A 16,424-nucleotide genomic window follows, 5' to 3' on the forward strand; every position below is an offset into this window, starting at 1 on the left:
TGCTCCCCGACTCGGCCAGGAGCCGGCTACACCGGGTCCTCGACGAGGTCGGCGGGACCGGGCGTGGCCGGGGAGGCGTGTCCGGACAGGGCCAGGGTGAGGTCGAGTTCGGCGAGCAGGCAGCGGATCACGTGCTCGACGCCCGCCTGCCCGTCCAGGCCCAGACCGTAGACGTAGGGGCGGCCGAGGAGCACCGCCCGCGCGCCGAGCGCGAGCGCCTTGAAGACGTCGTCGCCGGTGCGGACGCCGCTGTCGAACAGCACGGTGAGCCGGTCGCCGACGGCCTCCACGACACGCGGCAGGGCGTCGGCCGCCGCGACCGAACCGGCCACCTGGCGGCCGCCGTGGTTGGAGACCACCACGCCGTCCATCCCGGCGTCCGCGGCGAGCCGGGCGTCGTCCGGGTGCAGGATGCCCTTGAGGACGATCGGACCGTCCCAGTTCTCCCGCAGGAACGCCAGATCCGGCCAGGACTTGGCGGGATCGGAGAACATGCCGACGAAATGCATCACCGCCGCGTTCGGATCCTCGTGCACCGGCTTCGCCAGCCCGGCCCGGAACGCCGGGTCGGAGAAGTAGTTGGCGGTGCCCACCCCGTGCAGGAACGGCAGATACGCCTGGTCGAGATCGCGCGGGCGCCAGGAGAGCAGGGGCGTGTCCAGCGTGACGAACAGCGCGCTGTACCCGGCCGCCTTCGCCCGGCCCAGGAAACTGCGGGCCACCTCCCGGTCCCTGGGCCAGTACAGCTGGAACCAGCGCTCCGCGTCGCCCATCGCCTCGGCGACCTGCTCCAGGGGCGTACTGGACGCCGAGGACAGGACGAAGGGGACGCCCTGCGCGGCGGCGGCCCGGGCGGCGGCGGGCTCCGCGTCCGGATGCATGATCGACAGAACGCCGACCGGCGCCAGCGCCAGCGGGGCCGGCAGCGGGCGCCCCAGCACCTCGACCGAGAGATCGCGGTCGTGGACGTCCCGCAGCATGCGCGGCACGATCCGGCGCCGGTCGAGAGCCGCCCGGTTGGCGCGCGCGGTACTGCCGTCCCCCGCACTGCCCGCGACGTATCCGACGGGGCCGGGACCGAGCCGCCGCTCGGTGAGCTCCTCCAGCCGGGTCAGGTCGGTCGGCAGCCGGGGCACGGCACCCGTCATCCCGTTGAGATAGATCTCGTACTGGAAGTCCGCCCAGTGCTTCGCCATCCCCAGGTCCCGCCTCTCGTCGTCGAGTTCGCGCCGTCAGCACCCTACTCGCGGGTACGTCGCGATCGGCAGCCGAGGGGCGGGCATGTTTCAGAGGTGTTTCAGGCCGATTGGAGAACGTGCGGATCACGCCAATCGGCCAGTTCGTGTCGCAAGAATCGATCAAGAACCCTCCCGTTCCGGACTTGGAACGTTCGAATTCTGTGACTTCACGCCACTGATTCAATACGCAAGGTTACCGAAATTCACGGGGTCGAGATGAGTTTCGGCGATGGACTCGGCAGACTCGCGCTCGCCGTTCCGGCACCGACCGAGCCGGGCCGGCGTCACCCTCATCCCGAGCGGAAGGATGCACACAATGCGGAACACCGCGCGCTGGGCAGCGACTCTGGGCCTGACGGCCACCGCCGTCTGCGGGCCCCTCGCCGGGGCCTCCCTCGCCTCCCCGGCCACCGCCCCCGCGTCGCTCCACGCCCCCTCGGCCCTCGTGCTGACCGTGGGGCACGGAGAGAGCGCTGCCACTGCCGCACCCCTGCGCGCCGTCACCCTGACCTGTGCGCCGACGGCCTCCGGAACCCACCCTGCCGCCGACCTGGCCTGCGCCGAACTGCGCGGCGCAGGCGGCGACTTCGACGCCCTGACGGCGGACGAGGGCGTGATGTGCACCCGGGAGTACGCGCCCGTCGTCATCACCGTCGACGGGGTCTGGCAGGGCCGTCGCCTCTCCTACGAGCACACCTTCGCCAACGAGTGCGTGAGGAACGCCGCGAGCGCGAGCGTCTTCACGTTCTGAGGGACCGGGACCGCCCGGCCTGCGCGGCGTGACCGGCGGCTCGCCACTGGGGAGTGCGAGTCGCCGCCGCAAGGGCCCCGCGGTCCCGCACCGGGAGCGGCGGACGGAGTGGGGCCGTCCGCCGCTCCTCGGGATCAGGGGGCAACGGGGCAAGTGGACCGGGGCGATCAGGCCTTCGCCGACGGTCCGTCGCCGTCACCGTCACCGGCGCCGGACGACCGGGCGCGGTGGCTGGTGTCGCACCAGGGATAGCGGCGGCTGCGGCGGCAGGTGCACAGCGCGACCCGGAAGCGGTCGGAGGACACCGTCGTCCCGTCCTCCAGCTCCACCTCCACCGGGCCCTCCACCAGGATCGGCCCCCGCCGCTGGACCTTGATCCGGCGGGGCGAGCGCCGGTCGGACGGACGCGCGGGGTCAAATCCGGGACCATCGGACCCGGGGTCACACGGGGACTTCGGCACGGACGACCACCAACTCCTCCTCGTTCTCGGCCAGGGACAGCAGCCCGCGTTGCCGCAGCCAGCGTTCCCGGCCGCGCACCACGGGCCCGAACGCGATCCGCTGCCGTCGGATCACGGCCGCCTTGAGACCGGCCCCCCGCAGCAGCCCGACGGTCGACCCGGGGTCGCTGAGCGCCGACTGCACGAGCAGCAGTACGCCGCCGGGGCGCAGCAGACCGGGCACCTCCCTGCAGATCCGGTCCAGGACCAGCCGGCCGTCCTGGCCCGCGTCCCAGGCCCGTGCCGCTCCACGCGGCCGGCGGCCACCCACCGGCGCGGGAACGTACGGCGGATTGGCCAGGACGAGGTCGAACGACTCACCGCGTACGGGTGTGAAGAGGTTGCCGCGCCGGACCCGGATCGGCAGCCCGGTCCGGGCGGCGTTCAGCCGGGCGGCACACACCGCACGCCACGACACGTCCACCGCGGTCACCCGCGCGCCCCGCCGTGCCGCCGCCAGGGCGAGAGCACCCGTGCCGGTCCCCACGTCGAGTACGGCCGAGCCCGGGGGCAGCGACTCGTCGGACAGCGCCCCGGCCAGCAGGGCGGTGTCCTCCTGGGGGGCGTAGACGCCCGGCAGCACCGTGAAACGCACGGAACCCGCGTACCCCGGCCGTCACGAAGTATGGGAGCTTGCGGCAGGCTCGCGGGGCGGACCGGGCGGCGGCGGCAGCGGTGTGCGCAGCGAGGAGCGGCCGGCCCGCCAGTCGGTGAGCAGCCGGACGCCGAAGCGGTCCTCGACGTGCCCGGTGGCGTCGATCCCGAAGGCGACGTCCGCCGCGAGCTGCGGCTCCTGCTCGAGCAGCCCGTCGATCACCTCGTGCCGCACGATCTGCTCGTGCACCGCGTCGGCCTCGACGTGCTCGTCGTAGAAGTGCTCGGCGGCGGGCCCGGCGCCGGTGCGGCGCATCGCCTCGGCGAGCCGCCGGGAGCCGGGCGACGAGGTGATCTCGACCGCCGCGAAATGTCCCACCAGGGCGCCGCGCAGGGACCGGTGCAGGCCGAACAGGGACATCATGTTCACCGTGGCCAGGCACTCGGCCGAGGCCGCGTCCAGATGGCGGCCGTACGTCGTGTCCAGCCCCAGGTCCGTCATCAGGTCGGCGAAGAGGCGGGCGTGCACCCGGTCGGGACGGCCGCCGCCGTACTCGTCGAACTCCACCGCGGCCATCGCGGCCTTGGCGCGTCCCCACAGCCGCGGCAGCACCCAGGCGTGCGGGTCGGCCTCCTTCAGGTGGTACAGGGAGCGCTGGGCCGCGTACTCCCGCAGGTGCCACAACTCGCCCTCGTCCCGCAGGAAGTGGCTGACCCCCTGACCGTCGACGGGTTCGACGAGGAGCGCGGCGACCGCGTCCTCCACGCTGTCGTGGACCCGGGTGCCGGCGCGCAGGGCGGCGAGGAATCGGTGCTCCAGCGCGGCCCGGGTGCGCAGCAGGCCGGGGTCCCACTCGAGGCCGGGGGAGACCCCGGCGAAGCCCCGGTAGTGCAGTTCGTAGCACTGGTACAGGGCGAGCTGGAGATCGTCGCCGTACGCCTGCGCGGCGGCGACGGCCTCCGGGCCGGGCAGTGGGCCCGTCCCGAGCAGATACGCGCCGACGGCCGCGGAGAGCGGGCCCCGGGCCGTCGGCAGCTGCGGTCCTTCGCGGTCGTACTCCATGGCGTGGCGAGTACCCGGACACCGCCGTGGCACCCCCGCTCGGGCGCGGACCGCGTCACTCGCCCTCGGCGTCCTGCTGGGCCCCGGTGTTCGGTGAGGTGGCGTCGCCCGCCTCGCCCCGGTGCGGGCCCTCGTCGGCCTCCGCGTCGCGGGGCCTGGACTCCTTGATCTCGTTCAGGACCTCCTCGAGGGCGGTCTCGGGCTGCTTGTCGGTGCGATCGCCGTTCCGGGACACGGATGTCTCCTTCCTCTCGTACGTCCGTCGGGTGCTCTCGGGCCCGCGCCGGGCCTGTTCACGTGGTCAGCGGGACCTGGCCGCGACGCGCAGGGGAACCGGGGCGGGGGTGGTGGCCTCGTCGTTGTCGCGGGTGATCTCCGCCCACCAGGACGGGCCGTCCTCGATGTGGCGCAGCAGGATTCCCTCGCGTATCGCCCATGGGCAGAGCGCGACCGATTCCAGCCCGGTCAGCTTCATCGCCGTGTGCCCGACCACGGCCCCGGCCAGGCTCTGCGCCGCACGCGGGGCGGAGATCCCGGGCAGCCGGGCCCGCTCGGCGGCGGACAGGGCGGCCAGCCGGGCGACCGCGTCCCCGAGGTCGGAGCAGCGCATCTGCCGCTCCACGAACGGCCCGTGCCGGCCCGGTGACGCCCCGCACAGTCGGCCGAGCTGCTGGAAGGTCCGCGAGGTGGCCACCGCGGTGCGCGGCCCCTCCCAGCGGATCCGCGCCGCGACGTCCCGCAGCTGGTGGCGGACCTTGCGACGCAGCGCCCGTACCTGCTCGGGCGGCGGCGCGTCCTCGCCGCCGCCGAGGAACTCGTGGGTCAGCCGGGCCGCCCCCAGCGGCAGCGAGGCCACGAAGTCGGGCAGCCGGCCGCGGCCGAAGGCGACCTCCAGCGAGCCGCCGCCTATGTCGAGCAGGGCGAGCGGACCCGACCGCCAGCCCATCCAGCGCCGCGCTCCGAGGAACGTCAGCTCGGCCTCCACCTCGCCCGGCAGGGTGCACAGGGCGACTCCGGTGCGGGAGCGGACGGCGCCCAGCACCTCCCGGCGGTTCGGCGCGGCACGCACCACGGCGGTCGCGAAGGCCAGCGGGCCGGCCGCGCCCCACCGGGTCGCGGTCCGGCGCGCGTCCTCGACCGCGTCCACGAGCCGCTCCACGGCCTCCTCGGGGATCGGATCACCCGGCTTGACCTGATCCGACAGGCGCAGCCGCCACTTCGCGGTGTGGACCGGCAACGGCACCCCGCCCTCCGCGTCCGCCACCATGAGCCGGACCGTCTTCGACCCCACATCCACCACGCTGATACGCATGAAGGCCCAGGTACCCATTTCCGGCCGGTCCAAGGGCGCCCCCGGCGAGTACGGCCGGAAACAGCGCGGTCCGGTCAGGCCAGCTGCCGCCGCACCAGCTCGTGCAGCCGGCCGCCCGTGTCCGCGAGCAACTGCGCGGGCGGGCCCTGCTGGGCGACCTTGCCGTCCTCCATCACGATCACGCGGTCGGCGTCCAGCACCGTGGACAGGCGGTGCGCGATCACGATCCGGGTGGCGTTGAGCGCCTTGGTCGACTCGATCACCGTGCGCTGCGTCTCGTTGTCCAGGGCACTGGTCGCCTCGTCGAAGAAGAGGATGCGCGGCCGGCGGATCAGCGCCTGCGCGATCATCAGCCGCTGCCGCTGACCCCCGGAGACCGCCCCGCTGCCCGAGACGATGGTGTGCAGGCCCATCGGCATCCGCCTGATGTCCTCCGCGAGCCCCGCCATCTCGGCCGCCGCCATCGCCTCCTCGGGCGTGTACGGCTCGGTGCCGCAGATGACGTCCAGGATCGATCCGGTGAACGGCTGCGCGTGCTGGAGCACCACCCCGCACTGCCGGCGCACCGCCGACTGGTCGAGGGCGGCCAGGTCCTGGCCGTCGTACAGGACACTGCCCGACAGCGGGCGGTCGAAGCCGATCAGCAGTCTCAGCAGGGTCGACTTGCCGCAGCCGCTGGGTCCGACGACCGCCACGAACTCGCCCGGTCGTACGTCGAAGGAGACGTCGTCCAGGACCAGCGGCCCGTCGTCGGTGTACCGGAACGACAGCCGCCGCGCCTCGATCGCCCCGGACAGCGGCCCCGGCCGTGTGCTCGCCGTGCGCACCTCGGGCGTGGCGTCCAGCACCGGCCTGATCTCCTCGAAGAGCGGCAGCGCGGCCACCGCCGACACGAACGCGCCGGTCAGCTGGGTGACCGAGGTCAGCAGCATCGTCACCGAGGCGTTGAAGGTCAGGAAGTCGGACGCCGACATGGAACCGCGCGCCGGACCGGCCAGCAGCATGAACATCAGCAGCGTGCACAGCGGCAGGTACACCGCGCCCAGCACCGCGTTCAGGTTCTTGACGCGCCCCGCCCGCTGCTGGAGCTCACGGCTGCGCGCGAACTGTCCCGCCCAGGCGGCGTACGCGTAGTTCTCGGCCGCAGCGACCCGTAGCTTGGGCAGCCCGCGCAGGGTCTGGAAGGCCTGGTTGTTCAGCTTGTTGGTGAGCTGCACCAGCCGCCGCTGCCAGCGCACCTGCCACAGCCCGAGCCCCAGGAACACGGCGGCGACGACCACCAGCATGCCGATCGCCGCGAGCGCCATCGGCACGCTGTACCAGAGCAGCAGCCCCAGGTTCATCGCCCCGACGGTCACCGACTGGGCCACCGTCGGGCCGACCCCCGCCAGCAGTCTGCGGATCGCGCTGATGCCCATGGCCGCGCTCGCCAGCTCGCCGGTGGAGCGCTCGGTGAAGAACTTCGTCGGCAGCCGCAGCAGCCGGTCCCACACCGCCGGCTGGAGGGTCGCCTCGATCCGCCCCTCCAGACGCAGGATGGTGAGGTTCTGCAAGAGCATGAAGGCCGCCGCGACGACACTGCTCAGCATCACCGCGAGACACACCTGCGCGATCAGCCCGGTCTGCGCCTTCGGCACGAACTCGCCGAGCACCTTGCCGGTCGCGACCGGCACCAGCGCGCCGAGCGCCACCGTCACCAGTCCGGCGAGCAGCAGACCGGTCAGGTCCCCGCGGGTGCCCTGGAGGCAGAACCGCAGCAGCCGCAGCGGACTGAGCCGGCGCTCGGGCAGCGGCCGGTAGAACATCACCGCACGCGGTTCGAACTCCTCGGCGTTCGCCTTCTCGACCGGCGTCTCGCGGCCGGTCGCCGGATGCACGGCCACATAGCCGCCGCGCCGCCACAGCAGAGCGACCGGCGCCCCCGACAGGGCCCGGTGCCCGACCAGCGGTCCGACGTCGTCCCGCCACCAGCGGCCGTCCAGCCGCACGGTCCGGGTGCGCACGCGCGAGGCGATCGCCACCCGCTCCACCGGGTCGAGCCGGTCGCTCCCGGTGCCGTTCTGCGCGGGCTCGGCGAGCGGGATCCCGGCGGCGCGGGCGACCAGCTTGCAGGCCGCGTAGGTGGCGTCGGCGTCGGCGGCCGTGGTGCGCTGCGCCGACCGCTTGCCGATGGAGGCCAGCAGCGTCCGGTCGGCCTGCGCGCGCACCGCCTCACCGGCCCTGATGCCGGCCGCCGTACGGGTCTCGTGGGTGCGCTCCAGCTGCTCGATCCAGCGGTCCAGCGTGGTCAGCAGCCGGTACTGCTGGTCGACCATGCTCTGCCACAGCGCCGGGTCCATCAGCAGGTCGGAGGCGGCCTCCTCGCCGTAGAGGGCGCCGTACTGCACGCTGCCGGGCGGGACCTGCATCCAGAACACGTCGTCGTCGGTGGGTGCCGCGGCGCGTTCCCGGGCGATCGGCGCCTGGAAGAGGACGGTCAGGCTGCGGCCGACGCCGAGCGCGAGGGCGTACTCCAGCGGGCTCGTCGTCGGCGGCACGTACTGCGGGTTGCCGTACTCGTCGTACGACCAGGTCTGGGTGTTCGCCGGCTGGTACAGCTCGCGCAGTCCGATGCGGTGCACCACGCAGTCCCGCAGCGGGCGCGCGACGAGCGTGTGCTGCGGTCCGGAGACCGGTCCGAGCAGCACCGAGCCCGCCTCCAGGCGGCCCAGGTGGTGCCAGTGCCCCTGCTGCTCGGCGTCCACCGCGAACAGGTCCACCGCGCCGGACGCCACCAGCCACAGCACCTGCGGACCCTCCAGGTCCAGGCGGCTGAACCCGGTGCAGTCCACGCGGGTGCCCAGGGACCCGAGCGCGCCGAGGACGAGATCGCCCTGTCCTTCCTGGCCTTCCTGCACGGACGTCATCTCATCGCTCCCTGACCAGCGCCGCGTAGGCGCCACCGTGCGCGACCAACTCCTCGTGCCGCCCCCGCTCCACGACCGTGCCGTGCTGCAGTACGACGATCTCGTCGCTGTCCCGCACGGTGCTCAGCCGGTGCGCGATCACCACGCAGGCGCAGCCGCGCCGGCGCAGGTTGTCCATGACCACCAGCTCGGTCTCCGCGTCCAGCGCGCTGGTGACCTCGTCGAGGACGAGGATGCTGGGCCGGCGCACCAGGGCCCGCGCGATCTCCAGGCGCTGGCGCTGCCCGCCGGAGAAGTTCCGGCCGTCCTGCTCGACCCGGCTGTGGATGCCGCCCGGGCGGCGCATCACGACGTCGTACAGCGCGGCGTCCCGCAGCGCGTCCACCACGGCGTCGTCCGGGACCGACGGGTCCCACAGCGCCACGTTGTCGCGGACGGTGCCCTCGAAGAGGAACACGTCCTGGTCGACGAAGGAGACGGAGGAAGCCAGCGCCCCGCGCGGAATGTCCTCGAGCCGCTGCCCGTCGATGCGGATCACCCCGTCCCACGGGGCGTACAGGCCCGAGATCAGCCGGGACACCGTGGACTTGCCGCTGCCCGAGCCGCCGACCAGGGCCACCTGCTGTCCCGGTCCGACGGTCAGGTCGAAGCCGGTGAGCAGGGGCTTGTCGAGCGGGTTGTAGCCGAAGGAGACGTTCTGCAGCTCGACATGCCCGTGCAGGCGGCGCGTGGAGTCGATGCCGCCCGGGCGGTCGTAGAGCGGGTCCGTCCGGAAGTTCTCCACGTCCTTCAGGCGGGCCACGTCGGCCGCGAAGTCCTGGATGCGGCCCGCGACGCCGTTCAGCCGGGTCAGCGGGGCGGTGAAGCGGACCACCAGCGCCTGGAAGGCGACCAGCAGGCCCACCGAGATGTGGCCCTCGACCGCGCGCATGCCGCCGATCCACAGGATCAGCCCGCTGTTGAGCGTCGCGAGCGTCGGCGCGACCACGCCCAGCCAGGCGCTCGGCACCCCGAGTCGCTGCTGCTCCTCCAGGGTGGTGGCGTGCTGTCCCGCCCACTTGCGGAAGTAGCCGTCCTCACCGCCGGTCGCCTTCATCGTCTCGATGAGCTGGAGGCCGGTGTACGCGGTGTTGGTCAGCCGCGCCGTGTCCGCCCGCAGCTTCGCCGTACGGGTCGCCCGCAACCGGATCACGATGCGCATCGCGAGGATGTTGAGCAGCGCGACACCGATCCCGACGAAGGTCAGCTGGGGGTCGTACGTGTAGAGCAGCACCGCGTACAGGACGACGACGATCGCGTCCACGCCCGCCGCCGCGAGGTCGCGGGCCAGCGTTTCGGCGACGGCGTCGTTGGACTGGAGGCGCTGCACCAGGTCGGCGGGGCTGCGCTGGGAGAAGAACGTCACCGGCAGCCGCAGCAGATGGCGCAGGAAGCGGGCGCTGGAGAGGGTGGACGAGATGATGCGGCCGTGCAGCAGGTTCGCCTGCTGGAGCCAGGTCAGCACGATCGTGAGCAGTACACAGGCGCCCATCGACGCGAACAGCACGCCGAGCAGCGAGGTCTGCCCTCCGATCAGGAACATGTCGATGTAGGTGCGGCTGAGCGCGGGCACCGCCGCGCCGACCGCCACCAGCAGCAGGCTCGCCAGCACGGCCGCCGGCAGGGTGCCCGCGGTGCCGCGCAGCCGGGCCGGCATCGCCCCGAGCACGCCGGGCCTGCGGCCGCCCCGGGCGAAGTCCTCGCCGGGCTCCATGGTCAGCACGACCCCGGTGAAGGACCCGTCGAAGTCCTCCAGGGACACGAAGCGGCGGCCCTTGCCGGGGTCGTTGACGAACACCCCGCGCCGGCCGAAGCGGCGCCCCATGCCGTCGTAGACGACGTAGTGGTTGAACTCCCAGAACAGGATGGCCGGCGCCGTGACCTCGGCGAGGGCGGCCAGGTCCATCTGCATGCCCTTGGCGGTGAAGCCGTAACTGCGCGCCGCCTTCAGCAGGTTGCTGGCGCGCGAACCGTCCCGGGAGACGCCGCAGGCGATGCGCAGCTCCTCCAGCGGGACGTGCCGGCCGTAGTGGCCGAGCACCATCGCGAGGGAGGCGGCGCCGCACTCGACGGCCTCCATCTGGAGCACGGTGGGGGTGCGGACGGTCTTCGCCCGGCCGGCCCCGGGCACCTTGCGCTTCGGCGGGGCGGCGCGGCGTCTGCCCCGGGTCTCCTGCGCGGTGCTCACGGCAGCAGCCAATCGACGGGGCGCTGGTCGGCCAGTCGGATGGAGCCCGTGGCCATGGTCATGGAGGTCAGTTCGAACGGCGGTCCGTCCGCCGACGACCACGCGTAGCCGCTCTTCGTGGACTTCGAGGTGTCCAGCTCGACCGTCACGGCCACCGGCCTGCCCTCCTTGGTGAACTGCTCGCCGAGCTGGCTGTCGCCGAGGAACGCGGCGATCGACTGCGCCGACTGGGCCGAGCGGTCCACCGACTTCACCTCCCCGTGCAGGACGCCGTACTGCTGGGCCGGCACCGACTGGACGGTCAGGTCGACGGAGGCGTGCGCGGGGATGGCGGCGGCGTTCTCGGCGGGGACGTAGACGGTGGCGTAGAGCGGGTCGCCGGCGTGGGCGACCTTCTCGACGGCGGCGACGTTCGCGCCGGTCTGGATGATCTGGCCGACGGTGGCGGCCAGCGCGCTGACCCGGCCGGCGTCGACCGTGCGGACCACGGTCTCGCCCTCGGCGGTACGGACCTTCAGCACGGGGGAGTCGGCGGGCAGCCGCTCGCCCTGGCGTGCGAGGACGGCGGTGACCTGGCCCGAGACCGGGCTCTGGAGGAGGTAGCTGCCCTGCCCGTGGGTGAGGATGGCGGGCGCGCCGACCGTGGAGGTCACCGAGCCGCTCACCGCCCACACGGACGCGGCGGCCATGGCGACCACGGTCACGGACAGCACCAGCCAGCCCTGCGGGCGGGCGAAGCGCACCGGAAGGTCCAGCTCCTCCGGTGACTGGAGTTTGGTGAGGGCCTGTTGGCGGAACTGCACGTCGGACGTATCCCAGAGTGTCCCGGCGAAGCCGGTGAAGAAGGAGCGAGGAGAAGGCCGAAGAAGGGGCCGAAGATGGGGCCGAAGAAAAGGCCGAAGAGCCCCGGAGCCGGGGTGGCTCCGGGACTCGGCGGCACAACGGGCGCGATCAGAGACCGGCGACCAGGCTGGTGACCGGGGCCGTGTTCAGGCCGGTGACACCCTCGACGGTGCCGACGGCCGTGTTGAGCAGACCCGAGACCGGGGCGATGCCGTCCACCAGGCCGGTGACGGTGCCGACGGCGTTCACGTTCAGACCGCCGGAGACGTTGTCGAGCTCGGCGTCGGAGATCTCGACGGTCTCAACCTGGGGGGTGGAGTTCATGATGGAACTTCCCTTCGTATAGCCATTTCACAAGGGGGGAGCGGCCCCCTCTGGGGACAGATGACGGCCGCGACCGCGGGCGCCGGGCGCCCTTTTCCGGAGCCCTCCGCGGCCCCCGCGGTGCGATGGATCAAAGCACGCGGCCGGTCCGCCCTTCCAATCAATCACCCCCTCCCACCAGGGAACTTGCAACGCCGAGGCACCCAAGCGTGCAGGTGTGCGCACGCCTTCGCGGCGACTTCTTCACATGGGCCGCCACATCGCCCCGTACGACCCCTTGCCCCTGCGGCGGCGAATCCGGCAGTCCCGCCACAAAGACGTGCGGTGTGCCCCCGGCTTGTGCAGATCTTCCAACGAGGGTGACCGGGTTGGGCATTCGATGTGCAGATTCGCTGAAGCAGGGATTCCGCTCCGTGGGCGATACAGAACGTTGCTGACCGAATACGGAGGGTGTCGACCGGCTGTCGATCGAGTGTGCCCGAATGGCTGCGATTGCACGGCCGCGATTGAACGGCCCATCCGTCCCCTGCGTACCAACAGCCATCCAGGCGCCCCCCAACGCTGCCGGACCGGCGGCACGGACCCCGTCCCAGGAGGTCGAGAAGGTTGAGTCACAAGCGAATTCCGAAGCGCAGGGCCGCGATGGCGGCAGGCGGTGTGGTGGCACTCGGCGCGGCCGCCGTCCTGCTGCCGAACGCCAACGCCTCGCAGGACGGCGGGACCTCGGACGGTGCCGCGGCCCCGCCGAGGACCCTCAAGGCGGCGGACGCGTCGGATCTCGCCTCCCAGCTCGAGGGCCTGCTCGGTGACGCCTTCGCCGGCTCGTACTACGACGCCGGCGAGCAGCAGCTCGTCGTCAACGTCATACCCGGCGACAACAACCAGGTCGTCGTGCAGGCGAAGAAGGCGGGCGCGGCCGTCCGCGAGGTCGACAACAGCATGAGCGAGCTGCGGACCGGTGCGCAGACACTGCGGTCGGAGGCGACCATCCCGGGCACCTCGTGGGCGATCGACCCCCGCACCAACAAGATCCTGGTGACCGCCGACCGTACGGTCACCGGCGCCGAGTGGGACCGGCTGGAGTCCACCGTCGACAGTCTCGGCTCCGGCATGGCGACCATCAAGAAGTCCGCCGGCACCTTCAGGACCTTCGCGTCCGGCGGCGACGCCATCTTCGGCGGCGGCGCGCGCTGTTCGCTCGGCTTCAACGTCACCGCGGGCGACGGCTCGCCGGCCTTCCTGACGGCCGGTCACTGCGGCGTCGCGGAGGACCAGTGGTCCGACGCGCAGGGCGGGCAGCCGATCGCCACCGTCGACCAGGCGGTCTTCCCCGGCGAGGGCGACTTCGCCCTCGTCACGTACGACGACCCGGCGACCGAGGCGCCGAGCGAGGTGAACCTCGGGGACCAGACCGTCCCGATCAGCCAGGCCGCGGACGCGGCGGTCGGCCAGCAGGTCTTCCGCATGGGCAGCACGACCGGACTCGCCGACGGCCAGGTCCTCGGCCTGAACGCCACCGTCAACTACCCCGAGGGCACGGTCACCGGCCTCATCCAGACCGACGTCTGCGCCGAACCCGGCGACAGCGGCGGCTCCCTCTTCACCCAGGACGGCCTCGCGATCGGCCTGACCTCCGGCGGCAGCGGCGACTGCACGGCCGGCGGCGAGACCTTCTTCCAGCCGGTGACCACCGCCCTGGAGGCGGTCGGCGCGACACTGGGCGACGACGCGGCCGGCGGGGAAGAGGCCGGGGGCGGCGATGCCGTCGGCGGTGGCAGCGAGGCGGGTGCCGGTGGGCAGGACGCCGGTGCCGGTACGGGAGCTGGAGACGCCGGGGCGGGTACGGGTGCCGGAGACGCGGGCGCGGGCGACGGTGGCGCGGCCGGCTCCGGTCTGACGCAGACGCGCTGACGCGCTGCTGCGCTGAGGCGGCCGACACGGCGGCGCGGGAGGCGCGAGCCCCGGACCCGCCCCGCGCCTCCGGCGCCCTCCAGCCCCGGTCGGCCCATGTGACCGGCCGTTGGTGGCGGTCCGGCCCTCCGGCGGAAGGGCCGGACCGCCGACCGTCTCCGGCCACGCCGGTACCTCGTCCCGCCCGCCGTTTCCCGGTCGCAGGGGCTGCGCCGGTGTCCCATAAGCGCTGTAATGGCGGCGTGGTCAGACAGGGCGCTGCGGAACGCGGATCGAGAACGCTGCGTGCCGAGGGTGCCCTGAAGGCGGTCGCGTCCGGCCCGGACCAGGACGAGCGTCTGCGTCGCGCCCTCGAACAGGCGCTGGTCTTCGCCGGTGCCTCCTTCGTCGCCCTCTACACGCCCGGCGACGACCGCGAGCTGCTCTGTCTGGTCGAGTCGGCCGGCGTGCCGAGGACCCTGTACGGCGTGCGCGACAGCTATCCCGCGTCCGGCGGCAGCCCCGTCGCCGACGCCCACGACGGGACACCGGTGTGGCTCGGCCCCGAGGAGTTCGCCGGGTCGGCCGAGTCCCGGCGCGTGCCGTCGAGCGGCTTCTCCCTGGCCGCCCTGCCCGTACGGGGGAACGGCGGCGGCTGCCTCCTCGCCCTGACCGAACGCCCGGACGGCTTCGACGCCGACGACCGCGCCTGCCTGGAACTGGTCGCCGAGGCCGTCACCTGCCCCGCCCCGGCCGCCGCCGTCGCCGTCGAGGGCGAGGAACTGCCGCCGGACGCCTTCAGCCTGGCCATGGACACGGGCCGGGTCGAGGTCGGCGACGACATCCTGCGCCTGTTCGGCCTCGCCCCGGGCGAGTTCGACGGCAAGGTCGAGACGCTGCTCGGCCTGACCGTGCCCGAGGACCTGCCCTCGCTGATGTCGGTCACGGAGGCCGACCACATGTCCATCGGCGACCGCGAGCTGGAGTTCCGGGTGCTGCAGCCCACCGGCCCGCCGAAGTGGCTGCGGCTGAACGGGCGCCTCCTGCCCGGCGGCGAGGGCCGGCCGGCCCGTCTCGTCGGCACCGTCGCCGACGCCTCCACCCTGCGCCCCGACGTCACCGACGTGGCCCGCGTCCAGCGGCTGGCCGCCGCGCTCGCCACCGCCGGCACCGTCCGCGACGTCAGCCAGGCCGTGGTCGCGGCCCTGCGCAGGCCGCTGCGCGCGGACCGGATCGCGCTGGCCGAGCTGGAGAACGACCGGCTGGTCGTCACCGTCCTCGACCCGCCCGAGCCCGAGTCCTGGCCGGAGCTGTGGCGGCTGGAGTGGCGCACCGAGTGGCCCGACGCGCCCGTACGGGCCATGCCCACCCTCGCCACCGCCCTGCGCGACGGCCGCGCCCAGATCTGGCCCGCCGGCACCGCGCTGGAACCCGCGCTCGCCGAGGTCGGGCCCGGAGGCCTGGCCGTACTGCCGCTGCCCGCCGCGGGTCGCATGGCCGGCGCCTGTCTGATCGGCTGGGACACCCCGCACGACTTCGGCCCCGACGAACGCGCCCTGCTCACCGCCTCCGCAGGCCTCGCCGGTCAGGCCCTGATGCGCGCCCACGCCTTCGACGCCGAGCACGAACTCGTCGGCATGCTCCAGCGCCAGCTGCTCCCGCGCCGCCTGCCCAAGCTGCCCGGCGCGGTCGCCGTCGCCCGCTACCTGCCCAGTACGGCCGGACTGGAGCTGGGCGGCGACTGGTACGACGTGATCCCGCTGCCCGACCACCACGTCGCCCTCGTCATCGGCGACGTCCAGGGCCACAGCGCCGGCGCCGCCACCCTGATGGGCCAGATGCGCACCGCCCTGCGTGCCTACGCCGTGGAGGGGCACCCGCCGGACGTGGTGGTCTCGCACGCCAACCGGCTGCTGACGGACATGGGGACCGACCTCTTCGCCACCTGCGCGTACGTCGACCTCGACATGGAGGAGGGCTCCGCCTGGTGCGTGCGCGCCGGGCATCTGCCGCCGGTGCTCCGCCACCCCGACGGCACCACGGATATCCCGGAGGTGGAGGGCGGCCCGCCGCTCGGCGTGGTCACGCAGGCCGACTTCCCGATGAGCCCTCTGCGACTGCGGCCCGGCACGCTGATCGCCCTCACCACCGACGGTCTCGTGGAGTCCACCGACGCCGACATCGACGAGGGCATGGACCGCTTCGCCCACGCGCTCGCCGCCTCCGACCCCGCCCACCTCGGCCTCGTCGCCGACGCCCTGCTCGGCAACGCCCGCCGCAGCGACGACGTCGCCCTGCTCCTGGTGCGCTACGACGGCATGGCCGTACGCCCCCTGCGGGAGAGCTGGACGGTGTGGCGGCTGCCCGAGGCCGTGCGGCACGCCCGCCGCTTCACCCGGCGCACGCTGCGCACCTGGGGCGTACCGCAGGACGACATCGACCCCACCCTCCTCATCGTCTCCGAGCTGGTCACCAACGCCCTGGTGCACACCGACGGCAAGGTCCGACTCGACCTCACCCTGGTCGGCGACCGGCTGCGCGTCGCGGTCGCCGACGCCTCGCCCCGTACGCCCGTCAAGCCGACCAGCATCGGCTGGGAGGCCACCGGCGGGCGCGGCATCCTCCTCGTCGAGGCGATGTCGGGAACCTGGGGGACCTTGCCGGTCAGCGGGGGCAAGCAGGTGTGGAGCGAGATCCCGCTGGGCCGGTGAGCGCCCCGCCGAGGTGCGGGCACCGCCGCGCCGGGTACCCGGCGGGGGCACACCTCGAGCGCACC

General features: G+C 73.3%; 13 protein-coding genes. 3 read left to right on the top strand and 10 right to left on the bottom strand.

Features of this window, described 5'->3' with window-relative positions:
- Positions 1-26: 26 nt before the first annotated feature.
- Positions 27-1,196: a lactate 2-monooxygenase gene (locus tag ACIGO6_RS07155; RefSeq protein ID WP_399872471.1), complete on the bottom strand. Its 1,170-nt coding sequence runs from the start codon at positions 1,194-1,196 to the stop codon at positions 27-29.
- Positions 1,197-1,554: 358 nt separating this feature from the next.
- Between ACIGO6_RS07155 and ACIGO6_RS07160 the strand changes: the two genes are divergently transcribed.
- Positions 1,555-1,989, top strand: coding sequence for a protease inhibitor (locus ACIGO6_RS07160; RefSeq protein ID WP_399872474.1), 435 nt, complete (start codon positions 1,555-1,557; stop codon positions 1,987-1,989).
- A gap of 167 nt (positions 1,990-2,156) precedes the next feature.
- On the opposite strand, the gene ACIGO6_RS07165 is transcribed toward ACIGO6_RS07160, so the two are convergent.
- From ACIGO6_RS07165 to ACIGO6_RS07205, 9 genes are all read right to left on the bottom strand, one after another.
- Positions 2,157-2,366, bottom strand: a complete 210-nt coding sequence (locus tag ACIGO6_RS07165; protein ID WP_399873597.1) for a CDGSH iron-sulfur domain-containing protein — start codon at positions 2,364-2,366, stop codon at positions 2,157-2,159.
- Between the two features lie 64 nt (positions 2,367-2,430).
- Positions 2,431-3,084: a HemK2/MTQ2 family protein methyltransferase gene (locus tag ACIGO6_RS07170; protein ID WP_399872477.1), complete on the bottom strand. Its 654-nt coding sequence runs from the start codon at positions 3,082-3,084 to the stop codon at positions 2,431-2,433.
- A 21-nt stretch (positions 3,085-3,105) separates the two neighbouring features.
- Positions 3,106-4,146 carry an iron-containing redox enzyme family protein gene (locus tag ACIGO6_RS07175; protein ID WP_399872479.1) on the bottom strand — a complete coding sequence of 347 codons (1,041 nt, stop codon included), beginning with the start codon at positions 4,144-4,146 and terminating at the stop codon, positions 3,106-3,108.
- 55 nt (positions 4,147-4,201) lie between these two features.
- Positions 4,202-4,381, bottom strand: a complete 180-nt coding sequence (locus ACIGO6_RS07180) for a hypothetical protein (protein WP_399872481.1) — start codon at positions 4,379-4,381, stop codon at positions 4,202-4,204.
- A gap of 66 nt (positions 4,382-4,447) precedes the next feature.
- Entirely contained in the window at positions 4,448-5,458 is a 1,011-nt protein-coding gene (locus tag ACIGO6_RS07185; protein ID WP_399872483.1) for a Ppx/GppA family phosphatase, read from the bottom strand.
- Positions 5,459-5,532: 74 nt separating this feature from the next.
- Entirely contained in the window at positions 5,533-8,364 is a 2,832-nt protein-coding gene (locus ACIGO6_RS07190) for an NHLP bacteriocin export ABC transporter permease/ATPase subunit (RefSeq protein ID WP_399872486.1), read from the bottom strand.
- A gap of 1 nt (position 8,365) precedes the next feature.
- Complete coding sequence (locus tag ACIGO6_RS07195; RefSeq protein ID WP_399872489.1) at positions 8,366-10,591, bottom strand: NHLP family bacteriocin export ABC transporter peptidase/permease/ATPase subunit; 2,226 nt, start codon at positions 10,589-10,591, stop codon at positions 8,366-8,368.
- Positions 10,588-11,394: an HlyD family efflux transporter periplasmic adaptor subunit gene (locus ACIGO6_RS07200; protein ID WP_399872492.1), complete on the bottom strand. Its 807-nt coding sequence runs from the start codon at positions 11,392-11,394 to the stop codon at positions 10,588-10,590. The genes ACIGO6_RS07195 and ACIGO6_RS07200 overlap by 4 nt, the downstream gene beginning before the upstream one ends.
- A gap of 148 nt (positions 11,395-11,542) precedes the next feature.
- Positions 11,543-11,758 (bottom strand): type A2 lantipeptide, encoded by a 216-nt coding sequence (locus ACIGO6_RS07205; protein WP_399872494.1) that lies wholly within the window; start codon positions 11,756-11,758, stop codon positions 11,543-11,545.
- Positions 11,759-12,364: 606 nt separating this feature from the next.
- Here ACIGO6_RS07205 and ACIGO6_RS07210 point away from each other — a divergent pair.
- The gene (locus ACIGO6_RS07210) at positions 12,365-13,669 is read left to right on the top strand and encodes a S1 family peptidase (RefSeq protein WP_399872497.1); all 1,305 of its coding nucleotides are present in this window, start codon (positions 12,365-12,367) and stop codon (positions 13,667-13,669) included.
- Positions 13,670-13,884: 215 nt separating this feature from the next.
- Positions 13,885-16,359: a SpoIIE family protein phosphatase gene (locus ACIGO6_RS07215; RefSeq protein WP_399872500.1), complete on the top strand. Its 2,475-nt coding sequence runs from the start codon at positions 13,885-13,887 to the stop codon at positions 16,357-16,359.
- Positions 16,360-16,424 lie beyond the last annotated feature (65 nt).

The organism is Streptomyces sp. NPDC053750, from assembly GCF_044544295.1.
In the GTDB taxonomy this organism is placed as follows: domain Bacteria; phylum Actinomycetota; class Actinomycetes; order Streptomycetales; family Streptomycetaceae; genus Streptomyces.

Coding starts and splice junctions, on each gene's coding strand:
- ACIGO6_RS07155 (WP_399872471.1), bottom strand. CDS start 1,196: ATGGCGAAGCACTGGGCGGACTTCCAGTACGAGATCTATCTCAACGGG.
- ACIGO6_RS07160 (WP_399872474.1), top strand. CDS start 1,555: ATGCGGAACACCGCGCGCTGGGCAGCGACTCTGGGCCTGACGGCCACC.
- ACIGO6_RS07175 (WP_399872479.1), bottom strand. CDS start 4,146: ATGGAGTACGACCGCGAAGGACCGCAGCTGCCGACGGCCCGGGGCCCG.
- ACIGO6_RS07185 (WP_399872483.1), bottom strand. CDS start 5,458: ATGCGTATCAGCGTGGTGGATGTGGGGTCGAAGACGGTCCGGCTCATG.
- ACIGO6_RS07190 (WP_399872486.1), bottom strand. CDS start 8,364: ATGACGTCCGTGCAGGAAGGCCAGGAAGGACAGGGCGATCTCGTCCTC.
- ACIGO6_RS07205 (WP_399872494.1), bottom strand. CDS start 11,758: ATGAACTCCACCCCCCAGGTTGAGACCGTCGAGATCTCCGACGCCGAG.